At 57.0% G+C, this 23,076-nt stretch carries 20 protein-coding genes and 1 pseudogene; 19 read left to right on the forward strand and 2 right to left on the reverse strand.

Features of this window, described 5'->3' with window-relative positions:
• Window positions 1–16 precede the first annotated feature (16 nt).
• From CC207_RS24075 to CC207_RS28035, 19 genes and pseudogenes are all read left to right on the forward strand, one after another.
• Complete coding sequence (locus CC207_RS24075; protein ID WP_028690024.1) at window positions 17–808, forward strand: ParA family protein; 792 nt, start codon at window positions 17–19, stop codon at window positions 806–808.
• Between the two features lie 9 nt (window positions 809–817).
• Window positions 818–1,690 (forward strand): ParB/RepB/Spo0J family partition protein, encoded by an 873-nt coding sequence (locus CC207_RS24080; protein WP_028690023.1) that lies wholly within the window; start codon window positions 818–820, stop codon window positions 1,688–1,690.
• 149 nt (window positions 1,691–1,839) lie between these two features.
• Window positions 1,840–2,247 (forward strand): F0F1 ATP synthase subunit I, encoded by a 408-nt coding sequence (locus tag CC207_RS24085; RefSeq protein ID WP_008092225.1) that lies wholly within the window; start codon window positions 1,840–1,842, stop codon window positions 2,245–2,247.
• Window positions 2,248–2,263: 16 nt separating this feature from the next.
• Window positions 2,264–3,133: a F0F1 ATP synthase subunit A gene (atpB, locus tag CC207_RS24090; protein ID WP_028690022.1), complete on the forward strand. Its 870-nt coding sequence runs from the start codon at window positions 2,264–2,266 to the stop codon at window positions 3,131–3,133.
• Between the two features lie 144 nt (window positions 3,134–3,277).
• The gene (gene atpE / locus CC207_RS24095) at window positions 3,278–3,535 is read left to right on the forward strand and encodes a F0F1 ATP synthase subunit C (RefSeq protein WP_003097235.1); all 258 of its coding nucleotides are present in this window, start codon (window positions 3,278–3,280) and stop codon (window positions 3,533–3,535) included.
• Window positions 3,536–3,592: 57 nt separating this feature from the next.
• A complete protein-coding gene (locus CC207_RS24100) occupies window positions 3,593–4,063 on the forward strand; it encodes a F0F1 ATP synthase subunit B (protein ID WP_023383136.1) in 471 nt (156 codons plus the stop codon).
• 12 nt (window positions 4,064–4,075) lie between these two features.
• Window positions 4,076–4,612 carry a F0F1 ATP synthase subunit delta gene (locus tag CC207_RS24105; RefSeq protein ID WP_023628561.1) on the forward strand — a complete coding sequence of 179 codons (537 nt, stop codon included), beginning with the start codon at window positions 4,076–4,078 and terminating at the stop codon, window positions 4,610–4,612.
• A 21-nt stretch (window positions 4,613–4,633) separates the two neighbouring features.
• Window positions 4,634–6,178, forward strand: coding sequence for a F0F1 ATP synthase subunit alpha (gene atpA, locus CC207_RS24110; protein ID WP_028690021.1), 1,545 nt, complete (start codon window positions 4,634–4,636; stop codon window positions 6,176–6,178).
• Window positions 6,179–6,226: 48 nt separating this feature from the next.
• Window positions 6,227–7,087 carry a F0F1 ATP synthase subunit gamma gene (atpG, locus tag CC207_RS24115; protein ID WP_028690020.1) on the forward strand — a complete coding sequence of 287 codons (861 nt, stop codon included), beginning with the start codon at window positions 6,227–6,229 and terminating at the stop codon, window positions 7,085–7,087.
• A gap of 27 nt (window positions 7,088–7,114) precedes the next feature.
• The gene (atpD, locus tag CC207_RS24120) at window positions 7,115–8,491 is read left to right on the forward strand and encodes a F0F1 ATP synthase subunit beta (RefSeq protein WP_028690019.1); all 1,377 of its coding nucleotides are present in this window, start codon (window positions 7,115–7,117) and stop codon (window positions 8,489–8,491) included.
• A gap of 44 nt (window positions 8,492–8,535) precedes the next feature.
• Window positions 8,536–8,955: a F0F1 ATP synthase subunit epsilon gene (locus CC207_RS24125; protein WP_028690018.1), complete on the forward strand. Its 420-nt coding sequence runs from the start codon at window positions 8,536–8,538 to the stop codon at window positions 8,953–8,955.
• 121 nt (window positions 8,956–9,076) lie between these two features.
• The gene (glmU, locus tag CC207_RS24130) at window positions 9,077–10,444 is read left to right on the forward strand and encodes a bifunctional UDP-N-acetylglucosamine diphosphorylase/glucosamine-1-phosphate N-acetyltransferase GlmU (protein ID WP_028690017.1); all 1,368 of its coding nucleotides are present in this window, start codon (window positions 9,077–9,079) and stop codon (window positions 10,442–10,444) included.
• Window positions 10,445–10,641: 197 nt separating this feature from the next.
• The gene (locus CC207_RS24135; RefSeq protein ID WP_028690016.1) at window positions 10,642–11,409 is read left to right on the forward strand and encodes a DeoR/GlpR family DNA-binding transcription regulator; all 768 of its coding nucleotides are present in this window, start codon (window positions 10,642–10,644) and stop codon (window positions 11,407–11,409) included.
• 12 nt (window positions 11,410–11,421) lie between these two features.
• Window positions 11,422–13,257 carry a glutamine--fructose-6-phosphate transaminase (isomerizing) gene (gene glmS, locus CC207_RS24140; RefSeq protein WP_088852889.1) on the forward strand — a complete coding sequence of 612 codons (1,836 nt, stop codon included), beginning with the start codon at window positions 11,422–11,424 and terminating at the stop codon, window positions 13,255–13,257.
• A 256-nt stretch (window positions 13,258–13,513) separates the two neighbouring features.
• Window positions 13,514–14,404, forward strand: a complete 891-nt coding sequence (locus tag CC207_RS24145) for a TnsA endonuclease N-terminal domain-containing protein (protein WP_052062234.1) — start codon at window positions 13,514–13,516, stop codon at window positions 14,402–14,404.
• Between the two features lie 103 nt (window positions 14,405–14,507).
• Entirely contained in the window at window positions 14,508–16,562 is a 2,055-nt protein-coding gene (locus CC207_RS24150) for a Mu transposase C-terminal domain-containing protein (protein ID WP_256582347.1), read from the forward strand.
• Window positions 16,559–17,983: an ATP-binding protein gene (locus CC207_RS24155; protein WP_023628516.1), complete on the forward strand. Its 1,425-nt coding sequence runs from the start codon at window positions 16,559–16,561 to the stop codon at window positions 17,981–17,983. Before CC207_RS24150 ends, CC207_RS24155 begins: the two co-directional genes overlap by 4 nt.
• Before the next feature lie 25 nt (window positions 17,984–18,008).
• Window positions 18,009–18,476 (forward strand): annotated as a pseudogene (locus CC207_RS28455) (TniQ family protein); the annotation flags it as partial.
• Between the two features lie 333 nt (window positions 18,477–18,809).
• Window positions 18,810–19,505 carry a TnsD family Tn7-like transposition protein gene (locus CC207_RS28035; RefSeq protein WP_237750121.1) on the forward strand — a complete coding sequence of 232 codons (696 nt, stop codon included), beginning with the start codon at window positions 18,810–18,812 and terminating at the stop codon, window positions 19,503–19,505.
• A 53-nt stretch (window positions 19,506–19,558) separates the two neighbouring features.
• Here CC207_RS28035 and CC207_RS24165 read toward each other — a convergent pair whose 3' ends face one another.
• A complete protein-coding gene (locus CC207_RS24165) occupies window positions 19,559–21,883 on the reverse strand; it encodes a S8 family peptidase (protein WP_031314391.1) in 2,325 nt (774 codons plus the stop codon).
• A 188-nt stretch (window positions 21,884–22,071) separates the two neighbouring features.
• A complete protein-coding gene (locus CC207_RS24170) occupies window positions 22,072–23,061 on the reverse strand; it encodes an AAA family ATPase (RefSeq protein WP_023628519.1) in 990 nt (329 codons plus the stop codon).
• Window positions 23,062–23,076: the final 15 nt, after the last annotated feature.

Raw genomic sequence — 23,076 nt, forward strand, 5'->3', positions numbered from 1 at the left:
GGGAACACACGCAACAATGGCTAAGGTATTCGCAATCGCGAACCAGAAGGGTGGCGTGGGCAAGACCACCACCTGCATCAATCTCGCCGCATCGCTGGCCGCGACCAAGCGTCGCGTGCTGCTGATCGACCTCGATCCACAGGGCAACGCCACCATGGGCAGCGGTGTGGATAAACACGAGCTCGAGCACTCGGTGTACGACCTGCTGATCGGGGAATGCGACCTGGCCCAGGCCATGCACTATTCCGAGCACGGCAACTTCCAGTTGCTGCCGGCCAACCGCGACCTCACCGCCGCGGAAGTCGTGCTGCTCGAGATGCAGATGAAGGAGAGCCGCCTGCGCAACGCGCTGGCGCCGATCCGCGAGAACTACGACTACATCCTCATCGACTGCCCGCCGTCGCTGTCGATGCTGACGCTCAACGCCCTGGTCGCCTCCGATGGCGTGATCATCCCCATGCAGTGCGAGTACTACGCGCTGGAAGGTCTCAGCGACCTTGTGGATAACATCAAGCGCATCGCCGCCCGGCTGAACCCGGAGCTGAAGATCGAAGGCCTGCTGCGGACCATGTACGATCCGCGCCTAAGCCTGAACAACGATGTTTCGGCGCAGCTCAAGGAGCACTTCGGCGATCAGCTGTACGACACGGTGATTCCACGCAACATCCGCCTGGCCGAGGCGCCGAGCTTCGGCATGCCGGCCCTGGCCTACGACAAGCAATCCCGCGGCGCGCTCGCCTATCTGGCGCTGGCCGGGGAACTGGTCCGCCGTCAGCGCCGTCCATCACGCACTGCACAAACAACTTAAGGAATCCGCATGGCCATCAAGAAACGCGGTCTCGGACGTGGGTTGGATGCACTGCTCAGTGGTCCTTCCGTCAGCGCGCTCGAAGCGCAGGCAGTGAAGATCGACCAGAATGAACTGCAACAGCTGCCGGTCGAGCTGATCCAGCGCGGCAAGTACCAGCCGCGCCGCGACATGGATCCCGAGGCGCTGGAGGAACTGGCGCACTCGATCCGCACCCACGGCGTCATGCAACCGATCGTGGTGCGCCCGATCGGCGACAACCGCTACGAGATCATCGCCGGTGAGCGCCGCTGGCGCGCCACCCAGCAGGCCGGCCTGGACACCGTGCCGGCCATGGTCCGCGAAGTGCCCGACGAAGCCGCCATCGCCATGGCGCTGATCGAGAACATCCAGCGCGAGGACCTCAACCCGCTGGAGGAAGCCCTGGCCCTGCAGCGCCTGCAGCAGGAGTTCGAGCTGACCCAGCAGCAGGTGGCCGATGCCGTCGGCAAGTCGCGGGTGACCGTGGCCAACCTGCTGCGCCTGATCTCGCTGCCCGAGGCCATCAAGACCATGCTCGCCCACGGCGACCTGGAGATGGGCCACGCCCGCGCCTTGCTCGGCCTCGAGGAGGATCGTCAGGAGGAAGGGGCGCGTCATGTTGTCGCACGCGGGCTCACCGTGCGCCAGACCGAGGCACTGGTGCGCCAGTGGCTCAATGGCAAACCTGAGCCGGTCGAGGCCAGCAAACCTGATCCGGATATCGCCCGTCTTGAACAGCGTCTGGCAGAGCGCCTGGGCTCGGCGGTACAAATTCGCCACGGCAACAAGGGCAAAGGCCAGTTGGTTATTCGCTACAACTCCCTTGACGAGTTGCAAGGCGTGCTTGCTCACATCCGCTGAAACAATTCCTGTTGTAGCGCGCAGTCGGAAATCACTACCGAAGAGTTGAATAGGGGTTAATCCACCCCTATACTCTGCGCGCATTTTGTCGGCACAAATTATGCCAAGTCATTGCTGACTAGGCGGTCGACTTTCGAGGAGCAGTTGTGATGGAAATACGCACGCCAAACCGCCTGCCTTTCCATCGCTGGGCGGTTTTTCCGGTACTGCTGGCTCAATTTGTCGTCCTGCTGCTGGCAACCTTGGTGTTGTGGCAGTGGAAAGGGGCGGTCAGTGGATATTCAGGCCTCTGCGGAGGATTGATTGCCTGGCTGCCCAATGTGTATTTCGCCTGGAAGGCTTTTCGCTTCAGCGGAGCCCGGGCGGCGCAGGCCATCGTCAAGTCGTTCTACGCGGGCGAGGCAGGCAAGATGATTTTGACGGCAGTGCTGTTTGCACTGACCTTCGCAGGAGTGAAGCCATTGGCGCCGTTGGCAGTATTCGGCGTCTTCGTGCTGACCCTTTTGGTCAGCTGGTTCGCGCCCCTGCTGATGAATAAAAGACTTTCGAGACCTTAGGGCGTTTGAGGCAACCATGGCAGCAGAAACCGCTTCGGGCTATATCCAGCACCACTTGCAGAACCTGACCTACGGTCAACTACCAGACGGCAGCTGGGGCTTCGCCCATTCGGCTGCAGAAGCCAAGGCAATGGGCTTCTGGGCGTTCCACGTGGACACCCTCGGCTGGTCCGTTGCGCTGGGTCTGATCTTCCTGTTCATCTTCCGCATGGCGGCCAAGAAGGCGACTTCCGGCCAGCCGAGCGGTCTGCAGAACTTCGTGGAAGTGCTGGTGGACTTCGTCAACGGCAGCGTGAAGGATTCCTTCCACGGCCGTAGCCCGGTGATTGCTCCGCTGGCGCTGACCATTTTCGTCTGGGTCTTCCTGATGAACGCCATCGACCTGGTACCGGTCGACTGGATTCCTCAGCTGGCCATCCTGATCTCCGGTGATCCGCACATTCCGTTCCGCGCGGTTTCGACCACCGACCCGAACGCGACCCTGGCCATGGCCTTCTGCGTGTTCGCCCTGATCATCTTCTACAGCATCAAGGTCAAGGGCCTGGGCGGCTTCCTCGGCGAGCTCACCCTGCACCCGTTCGGCAGCAAGAATATCTTCGTGCAGATCCTGCTGATCCCGGTGAACTTCCTGCTTGAATTCGTCACCCTGATCGCCAAGCCGATCTCGCTGGCCCTGCGTCTGTTCGGCAACATGTACGCCGGCGAACTGGTGTTCATCCTGATCGCGGTGATGTTCGGCGCCGGCATCCTCTGGCTCAGCGGCCTGGGTGTGGTGCTGCAGTGGGCGTGGGCCGTGTTCCACATCCTGATCATCACCCTGCAAGCTTTCATCTTCATGATGCTGACCATCGTCTACCTGTCGATGGCTCACGAAGATAACCATTAAGACCGCCTGGCGTGTCTGATAGCCTTCCCCGCCCGTTTGGGGGGAGGGCTTAAAAAGTCCGCAAGGGCATGCTGTACCAAACGATTTGTTTTACCGCTTCAAACTAAAAACCTAACCAATACGACGTAAAAGTCGGGAGGAAAGATGGAAACTGTAGTTGGTCTGACCGCTATCGCTGTTGCTCTGCTGATCGGCCTGGGTGCTCTGGGTACCGCCATTGGTTTCGGCCTGCTGGGCGGCAAGTTCCTGGAAGGCGCTGCTCGCCAGCCAGAAATGGTTCCGATGCTGCAGGTCAAAATGTTCATCGTTGCCGGTCTGCTCGACGCCGTAACCATGATCGGTGTTGGTATCGCTCTGTTCTTCACCTTCGCGAACCCCTTCGTTGGTCAGATCGCCGGCTAATCACTCGTTCCTACGAGTTGATTGGTGTGATGGACAAAGACCGAGCGAGGTGTTGGCGTGAACATTAATGCAACCCTGATTGGCCAATCCGTTGCTTTTCTGATTTTTGTACTCTTCTGCATGAAGTACGTATGGCCTCCGGTCATCACTGCCCTGCAAGAGCGCCAAAAGAAGATTGCCGACGGCTTGGACGCTGCCAACCGCGCAGCTCGCGACCTGGAGCTGGCCCAAGAGAAAGCGGGTCAGCAACTGCGTGAAGCGAAGGCACAGGCAGCCGAAATCATTGAGCAAAGCAAGAAACGCGCTGCTCAGCTTGTCGAGGAAGCCCGTGAACAGGCTCGCGTCGAAGCTGACCGTGTGAAGGCTCAGGCTCAAGCCGAGATCGAACAGGAACTGAACAGCGTCAAAGACGCCCTGCGTGCCCAAGTGGGTGCCCTGGCCGTTGGCGGTGCTGAAAAGATCCTTGGCGCCACAATCGATCAAAACGCGCATGCGGAGCTGGTTAACAAACTGGCCGCTGAAATTTAAGCGAGGGCGATCATGGCAGAACTGACCACGTTGGCCCGACCTTACGCTAAGGCTGCCTTCGAGCATGCCCAGGCCCATCAGCAACTGGCCAATTGGTCAGCCATGCTCGGCCTGGCTGCTGCGGTGTCGCAAGACGACACCATGCAGCGCCTGCTCAAGGCCCCGCAACTGACTAGCGCAGAAAAGGCCGCCGCATTCATTGAAGTGTGCGGTGACAAGTTTGACGCCAAGGCACAGAATTTCATTCATGTTGCCGCGGAAAACGAACGTCTCCTGCTTCTGCCGGAGATTTCGACTCTGTTCGACCTGTACAAGGCCGAGCAAGAGAAATCCGTGGACGTGGAAGTCACCAGTGCTTTTGCGTTGAACCAAGAACAGCAAGACAAACTCGCCAAGGTTCTCAGTGCACGGTTAGGCCAGGAAGTGCGCCTGCACGCGTCGGAGGATGCCAGCCTGATCGGCGGCGTCGTCATCCGCGCTGGCGACCTGGTAATCGACGGTTCGGTTCGCGGCAAGATCGCGAAACTGGCCGAAGCCTTGAAATCTTGAGTTTGAAGGGGCAGCAGAGCAATGCAGCAACTCAATCCTTCCGAAATTAGTGAAATCATCAAGGGCCGCATCGACAACCTCGATGTTGGCTCCCAAGCCCGTAACGAAGGTACCGTCGTTTCGGTTTCCGACGGCATCGTGCGGATCCACGGTCTGGCCGACGTCATGTACGGCGAAATGATCGAGTTCCCGGGCAGCGTATTCGGCATGGCCCTGAACCTGGAGCAAGACTCCGTAGGTGCAGTGGTCCTGGGTGCCTATGACACCCTCGCCGAAGGCATGAGCGCCAAGTGCACCGGCCGTATCCTGGAAGTTCCGGTTGGTAAGGAACTGCTGGGTCGCGTCGTCGACGCACTGGGTAACCCGATCGACGGCAAAGGTCCTCTGGGCAACACCCAGACCGACGCGGTCGAGAAAGTAGCTCCAGGCGTGATCTGGCGTAAGTCGGTAGACCAGCCTGTACAGACTGGCTACAAGTCCGTCGACGCCATGATCCCTGTCGGCCGTGGCCAGCGCGAGCTGATCATCGGTGACCGTCAGATCGGCAAGACCGCCATGGCCATCGACGCCATCATCAACCAGAAAGACTCCGGTATTTTCTGTGTTTATGTTGCAGTCGGCCAGAAGCGTTCCACCGTTGCCAACATCGTTCGCAAGCTGGAAGAAGCTGGCGCCCTGGCCAACACCATCGTGGTCGTTGCCAGCGCCTCGGAATCCGCCGCACTGCAGTTCCTGGCCCCGTACGCCGGCTGCACCATGGGCGAGTTCTTCCGTGACCGCGGTGAAGACGCGCTGATCGTCTACGATGACCTGTCCAAGCAGGCCGTTGCCTACCGTCAGATCTCCCTGCTGCTGCGCCGTCCACCAGGACGTGAAGCGTACCCAGGCGACGTGTTCTATCTCCACTCCCGTCTGCTGGAGCGTGCATCGCGCGTTTCCGAAGAGTACGTCGAGAAGTTCACCAACGGTGCCGTAACCGGCAAGACTGGCTCGCTGACCGCCCTGCCGATCATCGAAACCCAGGCTGGCGACGTTTCCGCGTTCGTTCCGACCAACGTGATCTCGATCACCGACGGTCAGATCTTCCTGGAATCGGCCATGTTCAACGCAGGCATCCGTCCTGCCGTTAACGCCGGTGTGTCGGTATCCCGTGTTGGTGGTGCCGCCCAGACCAAGATCATCAAGAAGCTGTCCGGTGGTATCCGTACCGCCCTGGCCCAGTACCGTGAACTGGCGGCCTTCGCCCAGTTCGCTTCGGACCTGGACGAGGCTACCCGCAAGCAGCTGGAGCATGGTCAGCGCGTTACCGAGCTGATGAAGCAGAAGCAGTACGCGCCAATGTCGATCGCCGACATGGCCCTGTCGCTGTACGCCGCTGAGCGTGGTTTCCTGACCGACGTAGAAGTCGCCAAGGTCGGTAGCTTCGAGCAAGCTCTGATCGCCTACTTCAACCGTGATCACGCCGAACTGATGGCGAAGATCAACGTGAAGGGTGACTTCAACGACGAAATCGACGCTGGCATGAAAGCCGGTATCGAGAAGTTCAAGGCCACCCAGACCTGGTAAGCCGCAGCGGGGGCTCCGGCCCCCGCTTGCTAACCTGATAGGTGATACATGGCAGGCGCAAAAGAGATTCGCAGTAAGATTGCGAGCATCAAAAGCACGCAAAAAATTACCAGCGCCATGGAGAAAGTGGCGGTCAGCAAAATGCGCAAGGCACAAATGCGCATGGCTGCTAGCCGTCCTTACGCGGAGCGTATCCGCCAGGTGATCGGTCATCTGGCCAACGCCAACCCGGAATATCGCCACCCGTTCATGATCGAGCGCCCTGTAAAGCGCGCCGGTTATATCGTGGTGAGCAGTGACCGTGGTCTGTGCGGTGGCTTGAACACCAACCTGTTCAAGGCCCTGGTCAAGGACATGAACGAAAACCGCGAACAGGGCGTTGAAATCGACCTGTGCGTGATCGGCAGCAAGGGTGCGACTTTCTTCCGCATCTTTGGCGGCAACGTCGTAGCCGCGATCAGCCACCTGGGCGAAGAGCCATCGATCAATGATCTGATCGGCTCCGTCAAGGTGATGCTGGACGCCTACCTGGACGGCCGCATCGATCGCCTCTCGGTGGTTTCGAACAAGTTCATCAACACCATGACCCAAAAACCGACGGTCGAGCAATTGGTACCGTTGGTGGCAACCCCGGATCAGGAACTCAAGCACCACTGGGACTACCTGTACGAACCCGACGCAAAAGAGCTGCTGGACGGCTTGATGGTGCGTTACGTGGAGTCGCAGGTCTACCAGGCAGTGGTCGAGAACAACGCTGCTGAACAAGCGGCCCGGATGATCGCCATGAAGAACGCCACAGACAACGCCGGTGATTTGATCAAAGAGCTTCAGTTGATCTACAACAAGGCGCGTCAGGCTGCGATCACCCAGGAGATCTCGGAAATCGTCGGCGGCGCTGCCGCGGTTTAACGGTTCAAAAATTCAGAGGATCCAGCTATGAGTAGCGGACGTATCGTTCAAATCATCGGCGCCGTCATCGACGTGGAATTCCCACGTGATGCCGTGCCGAGTGTTTACAACGCGCTGAAAGTACAAGGCGCGGAAACCACCCTGGAAGTTCAGCAGCAGCTGGGCGACGGCGTGGTTCGTACCATTGCGATGGGCTCGACCGAAGGTCTGAAGCGCGGTCTGGATGTCGTCGACACCAAGGCTGCCATCTCGGTACCTGTCGGCAAGGCAACCCTGGGCCGTATCATGGACGTCCTGGGCAACCCGATCGACGAAGCCGGCCCAATCGGCGAAGAAGAGCGTCGCGGTATTCACCAGCCAGCGCCATCGTTCTCCGACCAGGCGGGCGGTAACGACCTGCTGGAAACCGGTATCAAGGTTATCGACCTGGTCTGCCCGTTCGCCAAGGGTGGTAAGGTTGGTCTGTTCGGTGGTGCCGGCGTCGGCAAGACCGTGAACATGATGGAACTGATCCGTAACATCGCCATGGAACACAGCGGTTACTCTGTGTTCGCTGGTGTGGGTGAGCGTACTCGTGAGGGTAACGACTTCTACCACGAGATGAAGGACTCCAACGTTCTCGACAAGGTAGCGCTGGTCTACGGTCAGATGAACGAGCCACCAGGAAACCGTCTGCGCGTAGCGCTGACCGGCCTGACCATGGCTGAGAAGTTCCGTGACGAAGGTAACGACGTTCTGCTGTTCGTCGACAACATCTATCGTTACACCCTGGCCGGTACTGAAGTATCCGCACTGCTGGGCCGTATGCCTTCGGCAGTAGGTTACCAGCCGACCCTGGCCGAAGAGATGGGCGTTCTGCAAGAGCGTATCACTTCGACCAAAGAAGGTTCGATCACCTCCGTACAGGCCGTATACGTACCTGCGGACGACCTGACCGACCCGTCGCCAGCCACCACCTTCGCCCACTTGGACGCCACCGTCGTTCTGTCCCGTGACATCGCTTCCCTGGGTATCTACCCAGCGGTCGACCCACTGGACTCGACTTCGCGCCAGCTGGACCCGAACGTGATCGGCACCGAGCATTACGAGACCGCTCGTGGCGTTCAGTATGTTCTGCAGCGCTACAAAGAGCTGAAGGACATCATCGCGATCCTGGGTATGGACGAACTGTCCGAAGCCGACAAGCAACTGGTTGCCCGCGCTCGTAAGATCCAGCGCTTCCTGTCGCAGCCGTTCTTCGTGGCCGAAGTCTTCACCGGCTCGCCAGGCAAGTACGTTTCGCTCAAGGACACCATCGCTGGCTTCAGCGGCATCCTCAAAGGTGACTACGACCACCTGCCAGAACAAGCGTTCTACATGGTCGGCAGCATCGACGAAGCGATCGAGAAAGCCAAGAAACTGTAATCCCGGCGCCCCGCAAGGGGCGCTAATCAGGTTGAGGCAAGCAGATGGCTATGACAGTCCATTGCGATATCGTCAGCGCGGAAGGAGAGATCTTCTCCGGCCTGGTCGAGATGGTAGTAGCGCACGGCAACCTGGGCGATCTGGGTATCGCTCCAGGCCACGCGCCGCTGATCACCAATCTCAAGCCTGGTCCGATCACGCTGACCAAGCAGGGTGGCACTCAAGAGGTGTACTACATCTCCGGTGGCTTCCTCGAAGTGCAGCCGAACATGGTCAAGGTTCTTGCCGACACCGTGCAGCGCGCTGCCGACCTGGACGAAGCTCAGGCTCAGGAAGCCCTCAAGGCTGCCGAGAACGCGCTGAACACTAAAGGCTCGGACTTCGACTACGGCGCTGCTGCCGCACGTCTGGCCGAGGCTGCAGCTCAGCTGCGTACTGTCCAGCAATTGCGCAAAGGCAAGTAAACCGGCCTTGGCCGCTTACCGCTGTTGCGATTGAGTTAAAGGGTAGCCTCGGCTACCCTTTTTCTTTTTCTGAAATTCCCTTCGGTCACGTCCCTGACCACCCAGGATTGGTAGCCAGTCAATGTCCCTCGATATCGTCATTCTCGCCGCAGGCCAAGGCACCCGCATGCGCTCTGCACTGCCAAAGGTCCTGCACCCGGTCGCCGGCAACTCCATGCTCGGCCACGTTATCCACAGCGCACGCCAGTTGCAGCCCAAAGGTATTCACGTGGTTATCGGCCATGGCGCCGAGCTGGTCCGTGAGCGCCTGGCCGCCGACGATCTGAACTTCGTCATGCAGGACAAGCAACTGGGTACCGGCCATGCCGTGGCCCAGGCGTTGCCGGCGATCACCGCCGATACCGTGCTGGTGCTCTACGGGGATGTGCCGTTGATCGAGGTGGAAACCCTGCAGCGCCTTCTGGCCAAGGTCAGCGAGCAGCAGCTGGGGCTGCTCACCGTGACCTTGCAGGATCCGACCGGTTACGGGCGCATCGTGCGTGACGCAGCGGGCAACGTGACCGCGATCGTCGAGCACAAGGATGCCAGCGAAGCGCAGAAGGCGATCAAGGAAGGCAACACCGGCATCCTCGCCATGCCTGCCGCACGGCTGGCAGACTGGATGGGACGGTTGTCCAATAACAACGCTCAGGGCGAGTACTACCTTACCGATGTGATCGCCATGGCCGTGGCCGATGGCCTGGTGGTCGCCACCGAGCAGCCCCAAGATCCGATGGAAGTGCAGGGCGCCAACGACCGCCGTCAATTGGCGGAGCTTGAGCGGCACTATCAACTGCGTGAAGGCCGCCGTTTGATGGCCCAGGGCGTCACGCTGCGTGATCCGGCGCGCTTCGATGTGCGTGGTGAGGTGACGGTGGGCCGCGATGTGCTGATCGACATTAACGTCATTCTCGAAGGCAAGGTGGTGATCGAGGATGACGTGCAGATCGGCCCCAACTGCGTGATCAAGGACAGCACCCTGCGCAAGGGCGTGGTGGTCAAGGCCAACAGCCACCTTGAAGGCGCGGTGCTGGGCGAGGGCAGCGATGCTGGTCCGTTCGCCCGTCTGCGTCCGGGCAGCGTGCTGGAAGCCCGCGCCCATGTGGGTAACTTTGTCGAGCTGAAGAACGCGCACCTGGGCGAGGGCGCCAAGGCCGGTCACCTGACCTACCTGGGCGATGCCGAGATCGGTGCCCGCACTAACATCGGTGCCGGCACCATCACCTGCAACTACGACGGCGCGAACAAGTTCCGCACCGTGATGGGCGAGGATGTGTTCATCGGTTCCAACAACTCGCTGGTGGCACCTGTGGAAATCCAGGCGGGAGCCACTACCGCCGCGGGCTCGACCATCACCCAGACAGTCGAAGCCGGGCAGTTGGGCGTTGCCCGTGCGCGCCAGCGCAACATCGAAGGCTGGAAGCGGCCGGAGAAGCTCAAGAAGAGCTGAGTTATCCACAGCACTTTCAATCGAAAGCCGGCTTATGTGAATAAGCCGGCTTTTTATTGGGTGTCGTATAGAGGCCGCTCCTACAGGGACCGCGTCAGGGCAGGGAAAAACTATCCACAGCACAGCGGCAACTTGACGAATCCCTCATCTTAGGTTTTGATTGCAACACTATCTTTCGAATCGAAACTTAAACTGACATGTCGAAACGAAACACTCCCCAGCGCCGCCACAACATCCTGGCCCTGCTCAACGAGCAGGGCGAGGTGAGCGTCGACGCCCTGGCCAAGCGTTTCGAAACTTCCGAAGTCACCATCCGTAAGGACCTCGCCGCTCTGGAGGCCAACGGCTTGCTGCTGCGCCGGTACGGTGGCGCTGTGACCATGCCCCAGGAACTGCTGGGCGACACAGTCCAGCCGGTGTCCTTGTACAAGCAGGCCATCGCCCGGGCGGCGGTCGGACGCATCCGCGAGCATGCGCGCATCATCATCGATAGCGGCAGCACCACGGCGGCGATGATCCCCCAGCTCGGGCGCCAGCCGGGTCTGGTGGTGATGACCAACTCGCTCAACGTGGCCCGCGCCATCAGCGAGCAGGAGCATGAGCCTGTATTGCTGATGACCGGTGGTACCTGGGACCCACATTCGGAGTCCTTCCAGGGCCAGGTGGCCGAGCAAGTACTACGCTCATACGACTTCGATCAGCTGTTCATCGGTGCCGACGGCATCGACCTGGAGCGTGGCACCACCACCTTCAACGAGCTGTTGGGCTTGAGCCGGGTCATGGCCGAAGTGGCGCGCGAGGTGATCGTCATGGTCGAGTCGGACAAGGTCGGTCGCAAGATCCCCAACCTCGAGCTGCCCTGGGGCAGCGTCAATACCCTGATTACTGATGATCGCCTGCCCGCCGAGGCACGCGACCGGATTCAAGCCCGCGGCATCACCCTTATCTGCGCCGCTATCAGCTAGGAGCAACATCTTATGTGTGGAATCGTTGGTGCCGTTGCCGAGCGCAATATCACAGCCATCCTCATCGAAGGCCTCAAGCGCCTGGAATACCGTGGTTATGACAGCGCCGGCCTGGCCGTGCTGAACCAGCAAGGCGCGCTGGAGCGTCGCCGTCGCATCGGCAAGGTCAGCGAACTCGAAGGCGCCGTGACCGCCGACCCGCTGGCCGGCCAGCTGGGCATCGCCCACACTCGCTGGGCAACCCATGGCGCGCCGACCGAAAACAATGCCCACCCGCATTTCTCCGGGCACGACGTGGCGGTGGTGCACAACGGCATCATCGAGAACCACGAAGAGCTGCGTGAAGAGCTCAGGGGCCTGGGCTATGCCTTTGTCTCGCAGACCGACACCGAAGTCATCGTCCACCTGATCCACCACCTGCTCAAGGACATTCCCGACCTGACCGACGCGCTCAAGGCCGCGGTCAAGCGCCTGCACGGGGCTTATGGCCTGGCGGTGATCAGCGCCAGCCAGCCGGACCGCCTGGTCGCCGCCCGCAGCGGCAGCCCGCTGGTGATCGGCCTTGGCCTCGGCGAAAACTTCCTGGCCTCCGACCAATTGGCCCTGCGCCAGGTCACCGACCGCTTCATGTACCTGGAAGAAGGCGATATCGCCGAGATCCGCCGTGACCAGGTGCAGATCTGGGATCAGGCCGGTCATCCGGTCCAGCGTGAGACGGTGCAGTACCACGAAGGCGCCGAAGCCGCCGAGAAGGGCAACTACCGCCACTTCATGCTCAAGGAAATCCACGAGCAGCCCACCGTGGTGCAGCGCACCCTGGAAGGGCGCCTGGGCAAGGACCACGTGATGGTCCAGGCCTTCGGCCCACAGGCCGCCGAGCTGTTCGCCAAGGTGCGCAACGTGCAGATCGTCGCCTGCGGCACCAGCTACCACGCCGGCATGGTCGCCCGCTACTGGCTGGAAAGCCTGGCCGGCATCCCTTGCCAGGTGGAAGTGGCCAGCGAGTTCCGCTACCGCAAGGTGGTGGTGCAGCCGGACACCCTGTTCGTCTCCATCTCGCAGTCCGGTGAAACCGCCGACACCCTGGCGGCCCTGCGCAATGCCAAGGAGCTGGGCTTCCTCGGCAGCCTGGCGATCTGCAACAAGGGCATCAGCTCGCTGGTGCGCGAATCCGACCTGACCCTGCTGACCCTGGCCGGGCCGGAGATCGGCGTCGCCTCGACCAAGGCCTTCACTACCCAGCTGGTGTCGCTGATGCTGCTGACCCTGGCCCTGGGCCAGGTGCGCGGCAGCCTCGAGGCCGGTGTCGAAGCCGAGCTGGTGGACGAGCTGCGTCGCCTGCCGGCCCGCCTGAGCGAGGCGCTGGCGATGGATGGCGTGGTCGAGAAGATCGCCGAGCTGTTCGCCGACAAGCACCACACCCTGTTCCTTGGCCGCGGCGCCCAGTACCCGGTGGCGATGGAAGGTGCGCTCAAGCTCAAGGAGATCTCCTACATCCACGCCGAAGCCTACCCGGCCGGCGAGCTCAAGCATGGCCCGCTGGCGCTGGTGGACAACGACATGCCGGTGGTGACCGTGGCGCCGAACAACGAACTGCTGGAGAAGCTCAAGTCGAACCTGCAGGAAGTCCGCGCCCGTGGCGGCGAGCTGGTGGTGTTCGCCGACGAGCAGGCCGGCATGAGCAACGGCGAGGGCACCCATGTGATCAACGTGCCGCACATCAACGATGCGCTGGCGCCGATCCTCTACACCATTCCGCTGCAGTTGCTGTCGTACTACGTCGCCGTGCTCAAGGGCACCGACGTCGACCAGCCGCGTAACCTGGCCAAGTCGGTGACGGTGGAATAACGCCACTGCTGTCGAGGCAAGGGTGGTGTCTGAAATAAATAAAGGTTGCCACGACTAAATAAAGGTTGTCACAACAAAATAAAGTCTGTCACAGCGGGTGCCTCCCTTTATCGGGAAGGCACCCGCCTCGCGTTTTCGGGTTCAAAATCACAGTCAGCTTACTGACCGTGAAGTGGCTGATCCTGCACTCGGCAGGATTCTCCTTTTCAGCGATGCCCTTGGCGTTGCCCTGTCTGAAAGGTAGTCCGGTTAACCGATGAGCAAGGTTCAAGCAAAGCGTCCTAAGCCAGTATCTCCACGGGTTATCACGCAGCAGAAGATCGACAAGCGGGTGGCGGCCGGCGACGGCCAAGGCGTCCGTGAGGAGTACGTACCTTGGATCAAGGTGCGTTCGTTCCCATCGAGAGGGACATCCCATCTCGTCCCCGGCGTTAATATTCAACGTGTTCATCACCTGCTCTCAAATGCCGAGTTTCACTATCACGTCATCCTTGAACACGATAAGTCAATAATAGATATTCGAGAGCAATATCCGTTATTCCCGCAAGCTGAAATTCAATCTATTGCCACGAGTTTGAATATTCGGCCTCCTGTGTATCCTGGAACACAAGTGCCTCTGGTGATGACTACAGATTTTCTGATAACCCAGCTGACCACAGATGGAAGTGAACGGCTGGTAGCGCGCTCTATGAAATACGCTAAGGAATTTCACGACGCTTCGCCGGAAGAGAAAAATTGGATACTCGATAAGCTTGATTTGGAAAGAGTCTATTGGGAGCGGAGAAATGTGGAGTGGAGGTTGGTTCTATATGAGCGACTTTCCCAGACACGCATCGCTAATTTACTGGTTCTTAGAAGCCACGCCAAGATATCACCTCTCATAGCCAATGAGAAAAATATAAGAAAAGCGCTGATTGCAATTGCTGCTGGGCCAACCGACGTGATGCCTTTAAAGTCATACTTGCAAAAATTAGCAAGGTTTTTATACATGGAGTACGTGGGGGTCAAATCTTTGTTCTTCCATATGCTGTGGGTCGGCGCGTTAGAAATGGATTTGAGCGCAAGCTTGATAAGTTTGGCAGAACCGCTGAGTGTCAAAGTCCCTGATGTAGGTATGGCAGATATTAAGGTTGACCAGCATGCATAAGATTTCATGCAATTCTATATTGTCACCGGTAGAGGGATCTAAACTAATCGACGGTCCAGTTCGAGTGCTGGGTCATACAGGTGATCAATGTGTCGTAATTGACATGACCGCAAATCCCAAGAAGCCTTGGTTGATTGACGCGGCCTCGCTCTGCTCAGAAATCGACTCAGCATTAGTGGCTGTAAACGTAGAGAGCCCGGCGGACTTTATGATCCGCACTGATGCTGAGATTAGCGAGCGTGAGAAGCTAAGTCGTGACAAAAATTGGTCGCTAATCAGGGCTCTGGTCGAAAATAAGAATCCCTTGGATGTGCTGACATCAACTTTTGGTGCTGATGTCAAGAGACATGCCGAGCTTCTCGGTATTGATCGAAAGGTTGTCTATCGTCTTCTCTATAGGTACTGGAGTTTAGGTCAAGTAAAAAATGCCTTTCTTTGGAATACCTCTAAATGTGGAGGGCGAGGAAAGAGTAAGTCTCGGGAGTCAGGGATCGTTCCTGGACGTAAGCCAAAGTATTTGGGAGTAGTTACTGAAGATCGAGCGATCATGCTTGACCAAGTGCATGTAAGTAGAATCAACCTCTGTTATGGTCGATTTGTCAGCCGGAAGTGCGGTACGCTTAATGATTGTTACCTCTGGATGTTGAATAAATTCTATTGCTCAGTAAATTCAGATGGTACCAAGGGAGACTTGGTGAGAGGTGCGCACCCTAACCTAGATCAGTTCAAATATCAGGGAAAAAAATTCTATGATGACTTGTATGTGCTTAAAGGAAGGCGAGGGAATAAGAATTGGAATAAAGACTTAAGGCCATTAGTCGGTATCGCATCACAAGGCGTTACAGGGCCCTGTCACCGTTACGAGATCGATTCGACTGTAGCTGATGTGTATCTAGTGCATAGAATTAATCGCAATTGGTTGATTGGTCGGCCGGTGGTTTATGTAGTAGTTGATAATTACAGCCGAATGATCGTTGGTTTACACGTCGGGCTAGAAGGACCCAGCTGGAATGGAGCTCGCCATGCGCTCTATAACGCCTATACACCAAAAGTTGATTTTTGTGCGCGGTACGGTGTAACCATTGAGTCGTCAGAATGGCCATGCTTCCATTTGCCTGTTGAGCTGACAGCTGACCGAGCAGAGTTGTTAAGCAATGCAGGCGAAACTATGAGTAATACGCTTGGGACTATACTAAATATTCCTCCGCCGTACCGACCCGACTGGAAGGCTATTGTCGAAAGTCGTTTTCGTTTGCTAAATAATAAGGTGGATATTAGGTTTGTTCCAGGTGGCGTAGACGCACGTCGCCAGGAGCGCGGCGATCGTGATTATCAGTTGGATGCCATCTTGGATCTGGATGAGTTTACTCAGATGATGATCTCCGCGGTACTGCATCACAACAAGCATTTGCGCGTTCCGCATATTTTGACTAAAGAGATGGTAAGGGAGGGGATTGAACCGACGCCATTGAATATATGGAATTGGGGCATGAACCATAACATGGTTCATTCAAAAGTCGTCACTCCTTCCGAGCTGAAAATCGCGTTGTTACCCTCGCAAGAGTGTCGTATAACCCGAGCAGGTATTCAGTTTAAAGGCGTCATTTATACATGCGAGTTAGCGGAAAGAGAAAATTGGGCTGCACGCTCTCATAATTTCTCGACCAAATACGTTCGGGTTTGGTACGACCCTAACTCTATTGAGAATTGCTGGATAAAGGTTGGCGCTGAATTTTTGTCGCTTACAATTGTTCCATATTTGAGCAAGAAGTTTGCAGGGTATCGTCTAGAAGAGGTTGTTGATTTTCTTAGCATCACTGGTCAGCAATCTCCGGATTCTAAGCACGATGAATTGATCGATTCGGTTCGGCTTAAAGGTCTACACAATGAGATTATCGATGGGGCCAAAGCTAAGAAGAAAGTAGCGGGGCGCCCTACGTCTAAAGCAGATCACAAAAGTAACAAGCAAAAAAAGCGTAGTACTGAAGTCGCAGTAGAGCGGAATGCTGAAACAGCAGAGCTTGGTCGGTTACACCTAGTTAAATCCCCCAGTGCTCGAAGTATAGAATCAACGAATGCTGTAACAGAACATCTGTCCACGCGAAGCGCAGCGTTTTTGAAACTGGTAGTAAGCGAGTCTCAGGAACCGAACCCATGAAGCCTTCTTATGAGAAAGCCTGCTATAACAAAACCGGAATGCCGCAGTATGATGGCAATCCGCTAATCGAAGCACTGCCGCATATTCTTTCGGATGTTGAAGTGGTACGAGGCATTGGCCACATGCCGCCAAAGCCCGATGCTGCTGAGCTTCAATTGGAGCCTAAGCTGCGCGGACACGGTATCAACAGGCTCAGGGACGTTGTCGTGCCGCTCGAGATACACCTAGAGCTTGAAGACGGCTTCAGCCAGCTGATTCGGTACGGCTATACGGGGCGAAACCCGTTTAGCCCTGAAACTGTACGTTATCGCCATCCAAAAAAGAGTGGTGCTGAGCGAGGTGGTTTCAAGTCTTCGGCTAATATTATGACGCTGATTGGTCTTAGTGGAATGGGGAAGACCACTGCCCTAGACTCGATTGCTAAGCTCTATCCGCAAGTGATTCGACATAGCAAATACGGCAATCGGATATTCATCGAAACACAAGTGGTTTGGCTCAAGATTGAGTCCCCTCATGATGGCTCGCTTGGGGGCTTCTGTGCGGCATTTTTCTCCTCGTTGGACAACGCGCTAGGCATAGCCAAGTATTCTGACTCAGTAGCTAGGCGTCCAAGTATCAGTGTGATGCTGAACAGCATTATTCAGTTGTGCAAGGCATTTTATATCGGTGCAATTATCATCGACGAAATGCAGCACTTGAAGTCTTCTCATAAAGGCAATGACAGAGAAAAGCTTCTGAATTTTTTTGTCACCTTATCAAATGATGCTGGTGTCCCTCTGGTTTATGTGGGCACGAATGCCATGTTGCCACTTTTCTCTGGCGTTCTACGTAACGCTAGGCGGGCCGTCGGCATGGGCGAGATCTCATTCGATCGATTCAGTGAAACGTCTCCGTTCTGGGAGCATCTAGTTCAACGACTCTGGGAGTATGACTGGACGGGTTCGGGCGAGCCGTTAACCGATGAACTCAGCGCTAAGATCTATGATCTTACCCAGGGCAATACCGACTTTCTTGTAAAGCTGCTGATGTTGGCTCAGCGCTATGTCATCACTGAAAATCTTCCTGGGATCACCACGCGTGTTTTGCAGCGTGTCTATGACAATCAAATGCGCATGCTTCATAAGCCGATTGAGGCCCTGCGTAGTGGTGATCCTCAACAGATCGATGACTTTGAGGACATGATGCCCACGAAAGATCAGATCTCTAAAATGATGAACTATGATCTCACCCGCAGGGCAAAGCGTGCCGACCTAAAATTATTTTTGAATGAGCCATTAGTAATAGAGGAGCCGCGGCCAAAACCAAAAAGCAGAACTGTCGTTGCAGTGAACAAACCGAGTGATGCTCACTTGCCGTCGGGGGCTGATTTGGAAGAGGAGCTTTTATCGCGCGGCTGGATTGATGAAGATCCGGTCTGGTAGCCGCGATTGAACTGGAGTAATGGTGATGGAGAGAATTTTAACCTTCCCTGAGCCATTACCAGATGAGACCATGTACAGCTTGGCTGTGAGATATCATCGAATAATCGGAAATTCCAGCTACCGTCGAACCAGTGACGAGCTCTTTGGTTACTATTCTCGAACATGCGGCTCGATGTTCCCGTGCGGGCTAAAGGCGCTGGCTTATCGCTTAGGTGGCATGATTACTGCCAGCGATCTCATTCTGCATCACACGCTTTTACCCTTATACCGCCCATTTCTGAGTGAGCGCGCCTACTCAGCCACGGTACAGAGCATGATGTCTAACAATGGAAGCGGAGTGATGATGAGGCTCGGCCTAACTGCGTCAGGTTTGTTGAAGCACTCGTCATTGCGTTACTGTCCTGCGTGCGTCTTAGACGATTTACGATCCTCCGGAGTACCGTATTGGCACCGTATCCATGTGGCTCCTGGCGTGTTGACCTGTCCGCTCCATGACCAGCTGCTTATATCCTATAAATTCGAATATAGTAACGACTGGCGTTATATGGTGCTTCCTGGCGAAGGGAATTCAAAACCACGATGTACGGATTCTCCTGCCGAGGTTAGCAATACCGTGTCGCACTTGCAAAATTGGGGCCTCCGCAACCCTGATCTTTTATGCGAAATCGTTGAGCGAGGCATACTCCGTTTCTGTCTGGCAGAGCTTGGCTTCATAAATAATGGCCGGTTATGTGAGCGTGCACTATCGCAGTACCTAAAGCATCGGTTATCTATGGGGCCCTCTCACGGTCCATACGAACAGCTAGTTATTGGCCACGATTGGGTCTTGAGGTTGCTTCGCCCCCGCGAAAGGGTTATTCAGCCGTTTCATTTCTTTTTTGCGCTTTCTTTACTTGGCCAAAATGTAGCCTCTCTCAAGGCATTTCAACGCTCTGACTCTCGATATACTCCGCGACCGGATAAATCCGGCAGCTGTGTTGTTCATACATCGCCTTCAATAACAACCAACAGTCACCGGGCGGATTATCAACGGGACAAAGATAAGAAATGCCACGAAAGGGCTGGTTACAACTGGCTCTATCGTTATGACAGAGCATGGCTCGTTGACAATGTACATCCGCTTCCGCCAACGCGGGCACGAACCTGCCGTGCTGATTGGGGAAAGCGTGATGAAGAGTTTTTATCCCGGATGCTCGCTGCCCGCCACCTGATTCTATTGCGGGTAGGTAAACCATCTAAAATAACCAAGTCGGAGCTAGCAAGAACTATTCCCGGCGGATCCGGGTTACTGAGAAATATTGCCAAACTCAAGAAAAGCTCGGAGATGTTGCCTGTACTTATTGAAAACGAGCATGACTTTCAGCTGCGGAAGCTCCAGTGGGCGATTGAAAACTTACCTTACCCAAAGTTTCTCCAGCATTGGCTCGTGATAAAGCTTGCCGGTATCCGTGTAAGCCGCTTTGACAGGTGCGAGCTCCAGGAATTAATCGACGCTCGCCGTTTGGTCAATGGGGTCGTCTGATCTCGGCAGGGCTAGGGGATGAAGCCCAGCTCTCGCCAGGCTTCACCGCACCCTCAGGTAACGATCGCGTTGCGGTTTGCGATCTCCGTCGACACTGCGTTGTACAGGTCTACCTCGTTCTGCTCGGTCTTGATAGACACGACCAGGCTGTATCGCACGTCTTCGTTGTACCGATTTTTCTTCACCAAGGTCTTCCACCAACCTGGTGCAGGGTAGACGCCAAGTAATCCCAGACCTGCGAGCGCGGAAGCTGGGCCGCGCCAGATGTCCGAGTGCAGTGAGCCGCGGTGACGGCCGCGCACGCCGATACACCACCTGTCATCGGAGGCGCTGCCGACGTAGGGGAGACCATCCTCTTCAGCGCGGGCCTTCTTGTTGATGCGCTGTCGGAAGGCCGTCACATCTTCGCTTTCGCGACTAACTTCGAAACGCAGGCCGTGGGACTCGTAGCGGTAGCGCCCGCTCACACCGCGCTCGAGGACACCAGGGTTGGGTTCAATGAAGTAGGAGAGGGTGACCCGCATTTCGACTTCAGCATCCCCCATATCCAGTAGCGACTGCTTGGGCCAAGGCAACTGGTGAAGGTGCATGTCCTTTGCGGTGGCGGGATTTGTACCTTGCCGGCCGAATGGCCTGAGTTTGTCCTCAACGACCAGTGTCAGCGAGTTCGCCGCGCTCCAGATCGCCCGGCCCAGATCAGGTACACCGAAACCACATGCGCGGACCAGTCCCTCATAGTCGGCCTTGGACGCCCCCGCGAGGAAATCCGCTTTCATCTGTGGCGTCCACTCCGCAGAATGGACCATCAGCGCGCGGACGGTTTCGGGCCAGAGCTCGGGATAGGCTGCCGCAATCTGAGCAGCCATTCGAGCGGCGAGAGCGGAGGCGGCACTCGTGGCCCAGGTGGTCGAGAAGAGTCGCGCCGCGGGCTTATGCGATGTCGTCAACAGGGACAGTGAAGTGTGTTCGAAGGCGCCATGCGCATCACGGACGAGGTTGCCCCCTTCGAAGACGACGTCAGGCTTCAGCGGCCAAGGTGTTTTTGTCCAGGTGCGAGATGTCGTGCTGTAGGGACTCAAACCACCGTGTGCGGCCAAGGGATGAGACGTTGCACTCGGTGGGTCCAAACGGTCCTTCAATGTGTAGGCACCCACGCAGATTGCGTTCCAAGATTGCCCAGGATCATGGATACCGTCGGTGAGGTTGCTGTGGGGATACCGGAGGTAATCAGCCGCTTTTGCATTGCCGGCCGAGACAATCATCAAGCGCGGATTGGCGCGTTCACCTAGGTAGTCGGCGGTGAGCATGTCGACTGCGGCGGACCAAGCTGAAGGCCTTCCCCGGTCGCGGTCGTCGATACTGGTGATCGCCATACTGAAGATGCGCTGCTTGTTTGGACCTTTGATCTCAGGGTATGCGACAGCTCGCATGGTGAGAGAGCCGTACGGCTCGCTGGGGGAGCCGTGGGCAGCCTGAAGCAATTTCACCGACTCAACCCGGTGTGAGATGGAGACAGGGCCACCGGAGAGGAGCGGTTCTACTAGATCACCGTACAGCGCGACGCCGGCGAGTCCGGTCCCGTGGCCAACGGTGTCATCGACACCCCATGCTGCATCCACAGAGTGTAAGTCGTCCATCTCGATGTGAGCGGCTAGCAGAGGATGGCCAGGGTTCACACCAGTATCGAGCAGGCATACACGAAGATTGTTGTCTTCGGTCGCTGTCACGCGGCCAGCCAGCTCTTCAGCCCACTCGGCTTGTTCTATCGGCGGAAGGGCATCGAAGAACTCGGCGGTTTCCTTGGCTCGACGAATTTCGGCAACTTCATTGAGCAGTACCATCGAGGCCATGATGGCTGCTTTAGAGCCATATACGTTGATCACGGTTCGTTCGGGGAAAGTCAGCAGGTGTTCGGACGTCAGGAATTGCAGGACATTCGCGACTGCTTTGAAGCGCTGGATGACAGCTGCCTGGTCATCGCGGGCGGGAAGCCAGAACTCCCACCATATGGCCTCATCATCCCTGGCCGGCAGCATCGCTGGATCATCCGTCCACAATGCGTCGAAGGTGGCGATTCGAATTTCTTGGATGGGGTTCAGAACAAGCGTGTTCCTGGGCAGCCCCTTCTTCGAATTGCTCTGAAGGTATTGGTTCACCAGGCTTTCGAAGGCACTCAGTTTGCCGTCTGGCACGAACACCGTAGCGAAATTAGTTTTGGTTGGCTCGTCGTAACGAACGTTCAACAGCTCGATTTTTTGGGGGCCTCGCGCCAGGCTCTCAAATGCCAGTTCAAAGCCTGGCTCACTGATGAACTCGAGCTGCAGTCCAAAGCCCTTTTCTTGTCCTGCTTGGCGCTGGGCAATGACTGCTTGCGTCATTTGCTCTCGGGCTATGCCCAGTTGCGACAGCAGCATTTTTGCGTGACCCTGCCGGTCGCGCTGAGGGTACTTCGGGTCCCGTGTGGCTGATGCTGTGGACTGGAACCTTTCCGGTTTTCCTAATCCCTTGAAGTGAAAGTGTGGCCGCTGTCCTGCGTTATGTTCCGTCATCGATAAGCTCTACTGGCTCATATTCGTTTTCGTTGGTGGAAGGCCTTGCGCTCCTCAAGGTGCCTCACCACGTCCTCAGCCTCTACCAAGGCACGGTCATCAATAATTGCGTCTTTGATGGCGTCGTCCGCTGCCTTTGCCAACTCCGCATAGCTCAAACCATCTGCCGCCAGGGACAAAGGTTTCCAGCTTTTGATCGACTTCGAGAAGTTGGCCAAGCGACTTTTGAGTGCCGCTTCAGTCTGCTTCTGGTTGGGTAGCCCATATTCGATAACATCATCGAAGCGGCGGAACAAGGCGTAGTCGAGAATTTCTGGATGGTTGGTTGCCGCGAGGATGAGGCTGTTGGATTGGTCCTGCTCAATCATTTGCAGGAAACTGTTAAGCACACGGCGAATCTCTCCAACGTCATTGGCGAGCCCCCGTTGAGAACCGATGGAGTCGAACTCATCGAAGAAGTAGATGGCCCGCGTATCACGGATAGCATCAAAGACCTGGCGAAGCTTGGCTGCTGTCTCGCCCATGAACTTGGTGATCAGGCTGTCGAGACGGACGATGTACAGCGGGATCCCCAACTCCCCAGCCAAGGCGGAGGCGGTCATGGTTTTACCGGTACCGGGCGGGCCTACCAGCAGGAGCTTGCGACGAGGGGATAAGCCATGCGCGCGGATTTTCTCGAAGTTGCGCTGCTCACTGATGATCCGGGCGAGCCGCTGCTGGGTGTTTTCGTCTAACACCATCTCCGACAGTCGAGTTCCAGCTGCACCCACCGCCAGCAGGTTGCTGAGCTCGCCACGGGGCAAACCGATCGGTACCGGGTTCGCAGAAGGCATCTGGCTCTTTTTTGAATGAGCAGCGTCAATCAGGGTACGGAGATCCTGGGCAAGCTTTCCGTGTCCCTGCTTTGCCTCGTGCGCGGCCATCTGCATAGCCACAGCCAGGAAGTGGCTGTCATCGCCTTTGATGTGTGAACGCACAAGGGCTTTGAGGTGCTCGCCGCTGGCCATGATATTCCTACCTTC

Source organism: Pseudomonas sp. DrBHI1 (assembly GCF_002205115.1).
GTDB classification, from domain to species: Bacteria; Pseudomonadota; Gammaproteobacteria; order Pseudomonadales; family Pseudomonadaceae; genus Aquipseudomonas; species Aquipseudomonas mosselii.

Bases quoted from the DNA above. Each gene is read 5' to 3' on its own strand.
- CC207_RS24075 (WP_028690024.1), top strand. From the start codon at position 17: ATGGCTAAGGTATTCGCAATCGCGAACCAGAAGGGTGGCGTGGGCAAG.
- CC207_RS24080 (WP_028690023.1), top strand. From the start codon at position 818: ATGGCCATCAAGAAACGCGGTCTCGGACGTGGGTTGGATGCACTGCTC.
- CC207_RS24085 (WP_008092225.1), top strand. From the start codon at position 1,840: ATGGAAATACGCACGCCAAACCGCCTGCCTTTCCATCGCTGGGCGGTT.
- atpB (WP_028690022.1), top strand. From the start codon at position 2,264: ATGGCAGCAGAAACCGCTTCGGGCTATATCCAGCACCACTTGCAGAAC.
- atpE (WP_003097235.1), top strand. From the start codon at position 3,278: ATGGAAACTGTAGTTGGTCTGACCGCTATCGCTGTTGCTCTGCTGATC.
- CC207_RS24105 (WP_023628561.1), top strand. From the start codon at position 4,076: ATGGCAGAACTGACCACGTTGGCCCGACCTTACGCTAAGGCTGCCTTC.
- atpA (WP_028690021.1), top strand. From the start codon at position 4,634: ATGCAGCAACTCAATCCTTCCGAAATTAGTGAAATCATCAAGGGCCGC.
- atpG (WP_028690020.1), top strand. From the start codon at position 6,227: ATGGCAGGCGCAAAAGAGATTCGCAGTAAGATTGCGAGCATCAAAAGC.
- atpD (WP_028690019.1), top strand. From the start codon at position 7,115: ATGAGTAGCGGACGTATCGTTCAAATCATCGGCGCCGTCATCGACGTG.
- CC207_RS24125 (WP_028690018.1), top strand. From the start codon at position 8,536: ATGGCTATGACAGTCCATTGCGATATCGTCAGCGCGGAAGGAGAGATC.
- glmU (WP_028690017.1), top strand. From the start codon at position 9,077: ATGTCCCTCGATATCGTCATTCTCGCCGCAGGCCAAGGCACCCGCATG.
- CC207_RS24135 (WP_028690016.1), top strand. From the start codon at position 10,642: ATGTCGAAACGAAACACTCCCCAGCGCCGCCACAACATCCTGGCCCTG.
- glmS (WP_088852889.1), top strand. From the start codon at position 11,422: ATGTGTGGAATCGTTGGTGCCGTTGCCGAGCGCAATATCACAGCCATC.
- CC207_RS24145 (WP_052062234.1), top strand. From the start codon at position 13,514: ATGAGCAAGGTTCAAGCAAAGCGTCCTAAGCCAGTATCTCCACGGGTT.
- CC207_RS24150 (WP_256582347.1), top strand. From the start codon at position 14,508: ATGACCGCAAATCCCAAGAAGCCTTGGTTGATTGACGCGGCCTCGCTC.
- CC207_RS24155 (WP_023628516.1), top strand. From the start codon at position 16,559: ATGAAGCCTTCTTATGAGAAAGCCTGCTATAACAAAACCGGAATGCCG.
- CC207_RS24165 (WP_031314391.1), bottom strand. From the start codon at position 21,883: ATGACGCAAGCAGTCATTGCCCAGCGCCAAGCAGGACAAGAAAAGGGC.
- CC207_RS24170 (WP_023628519.1), bottom strand. From the start codon at position 23,061: ATGGCCAGCGGCGAGCACCTCAAAGCCCTTGTGCGTTCACACATCAAA.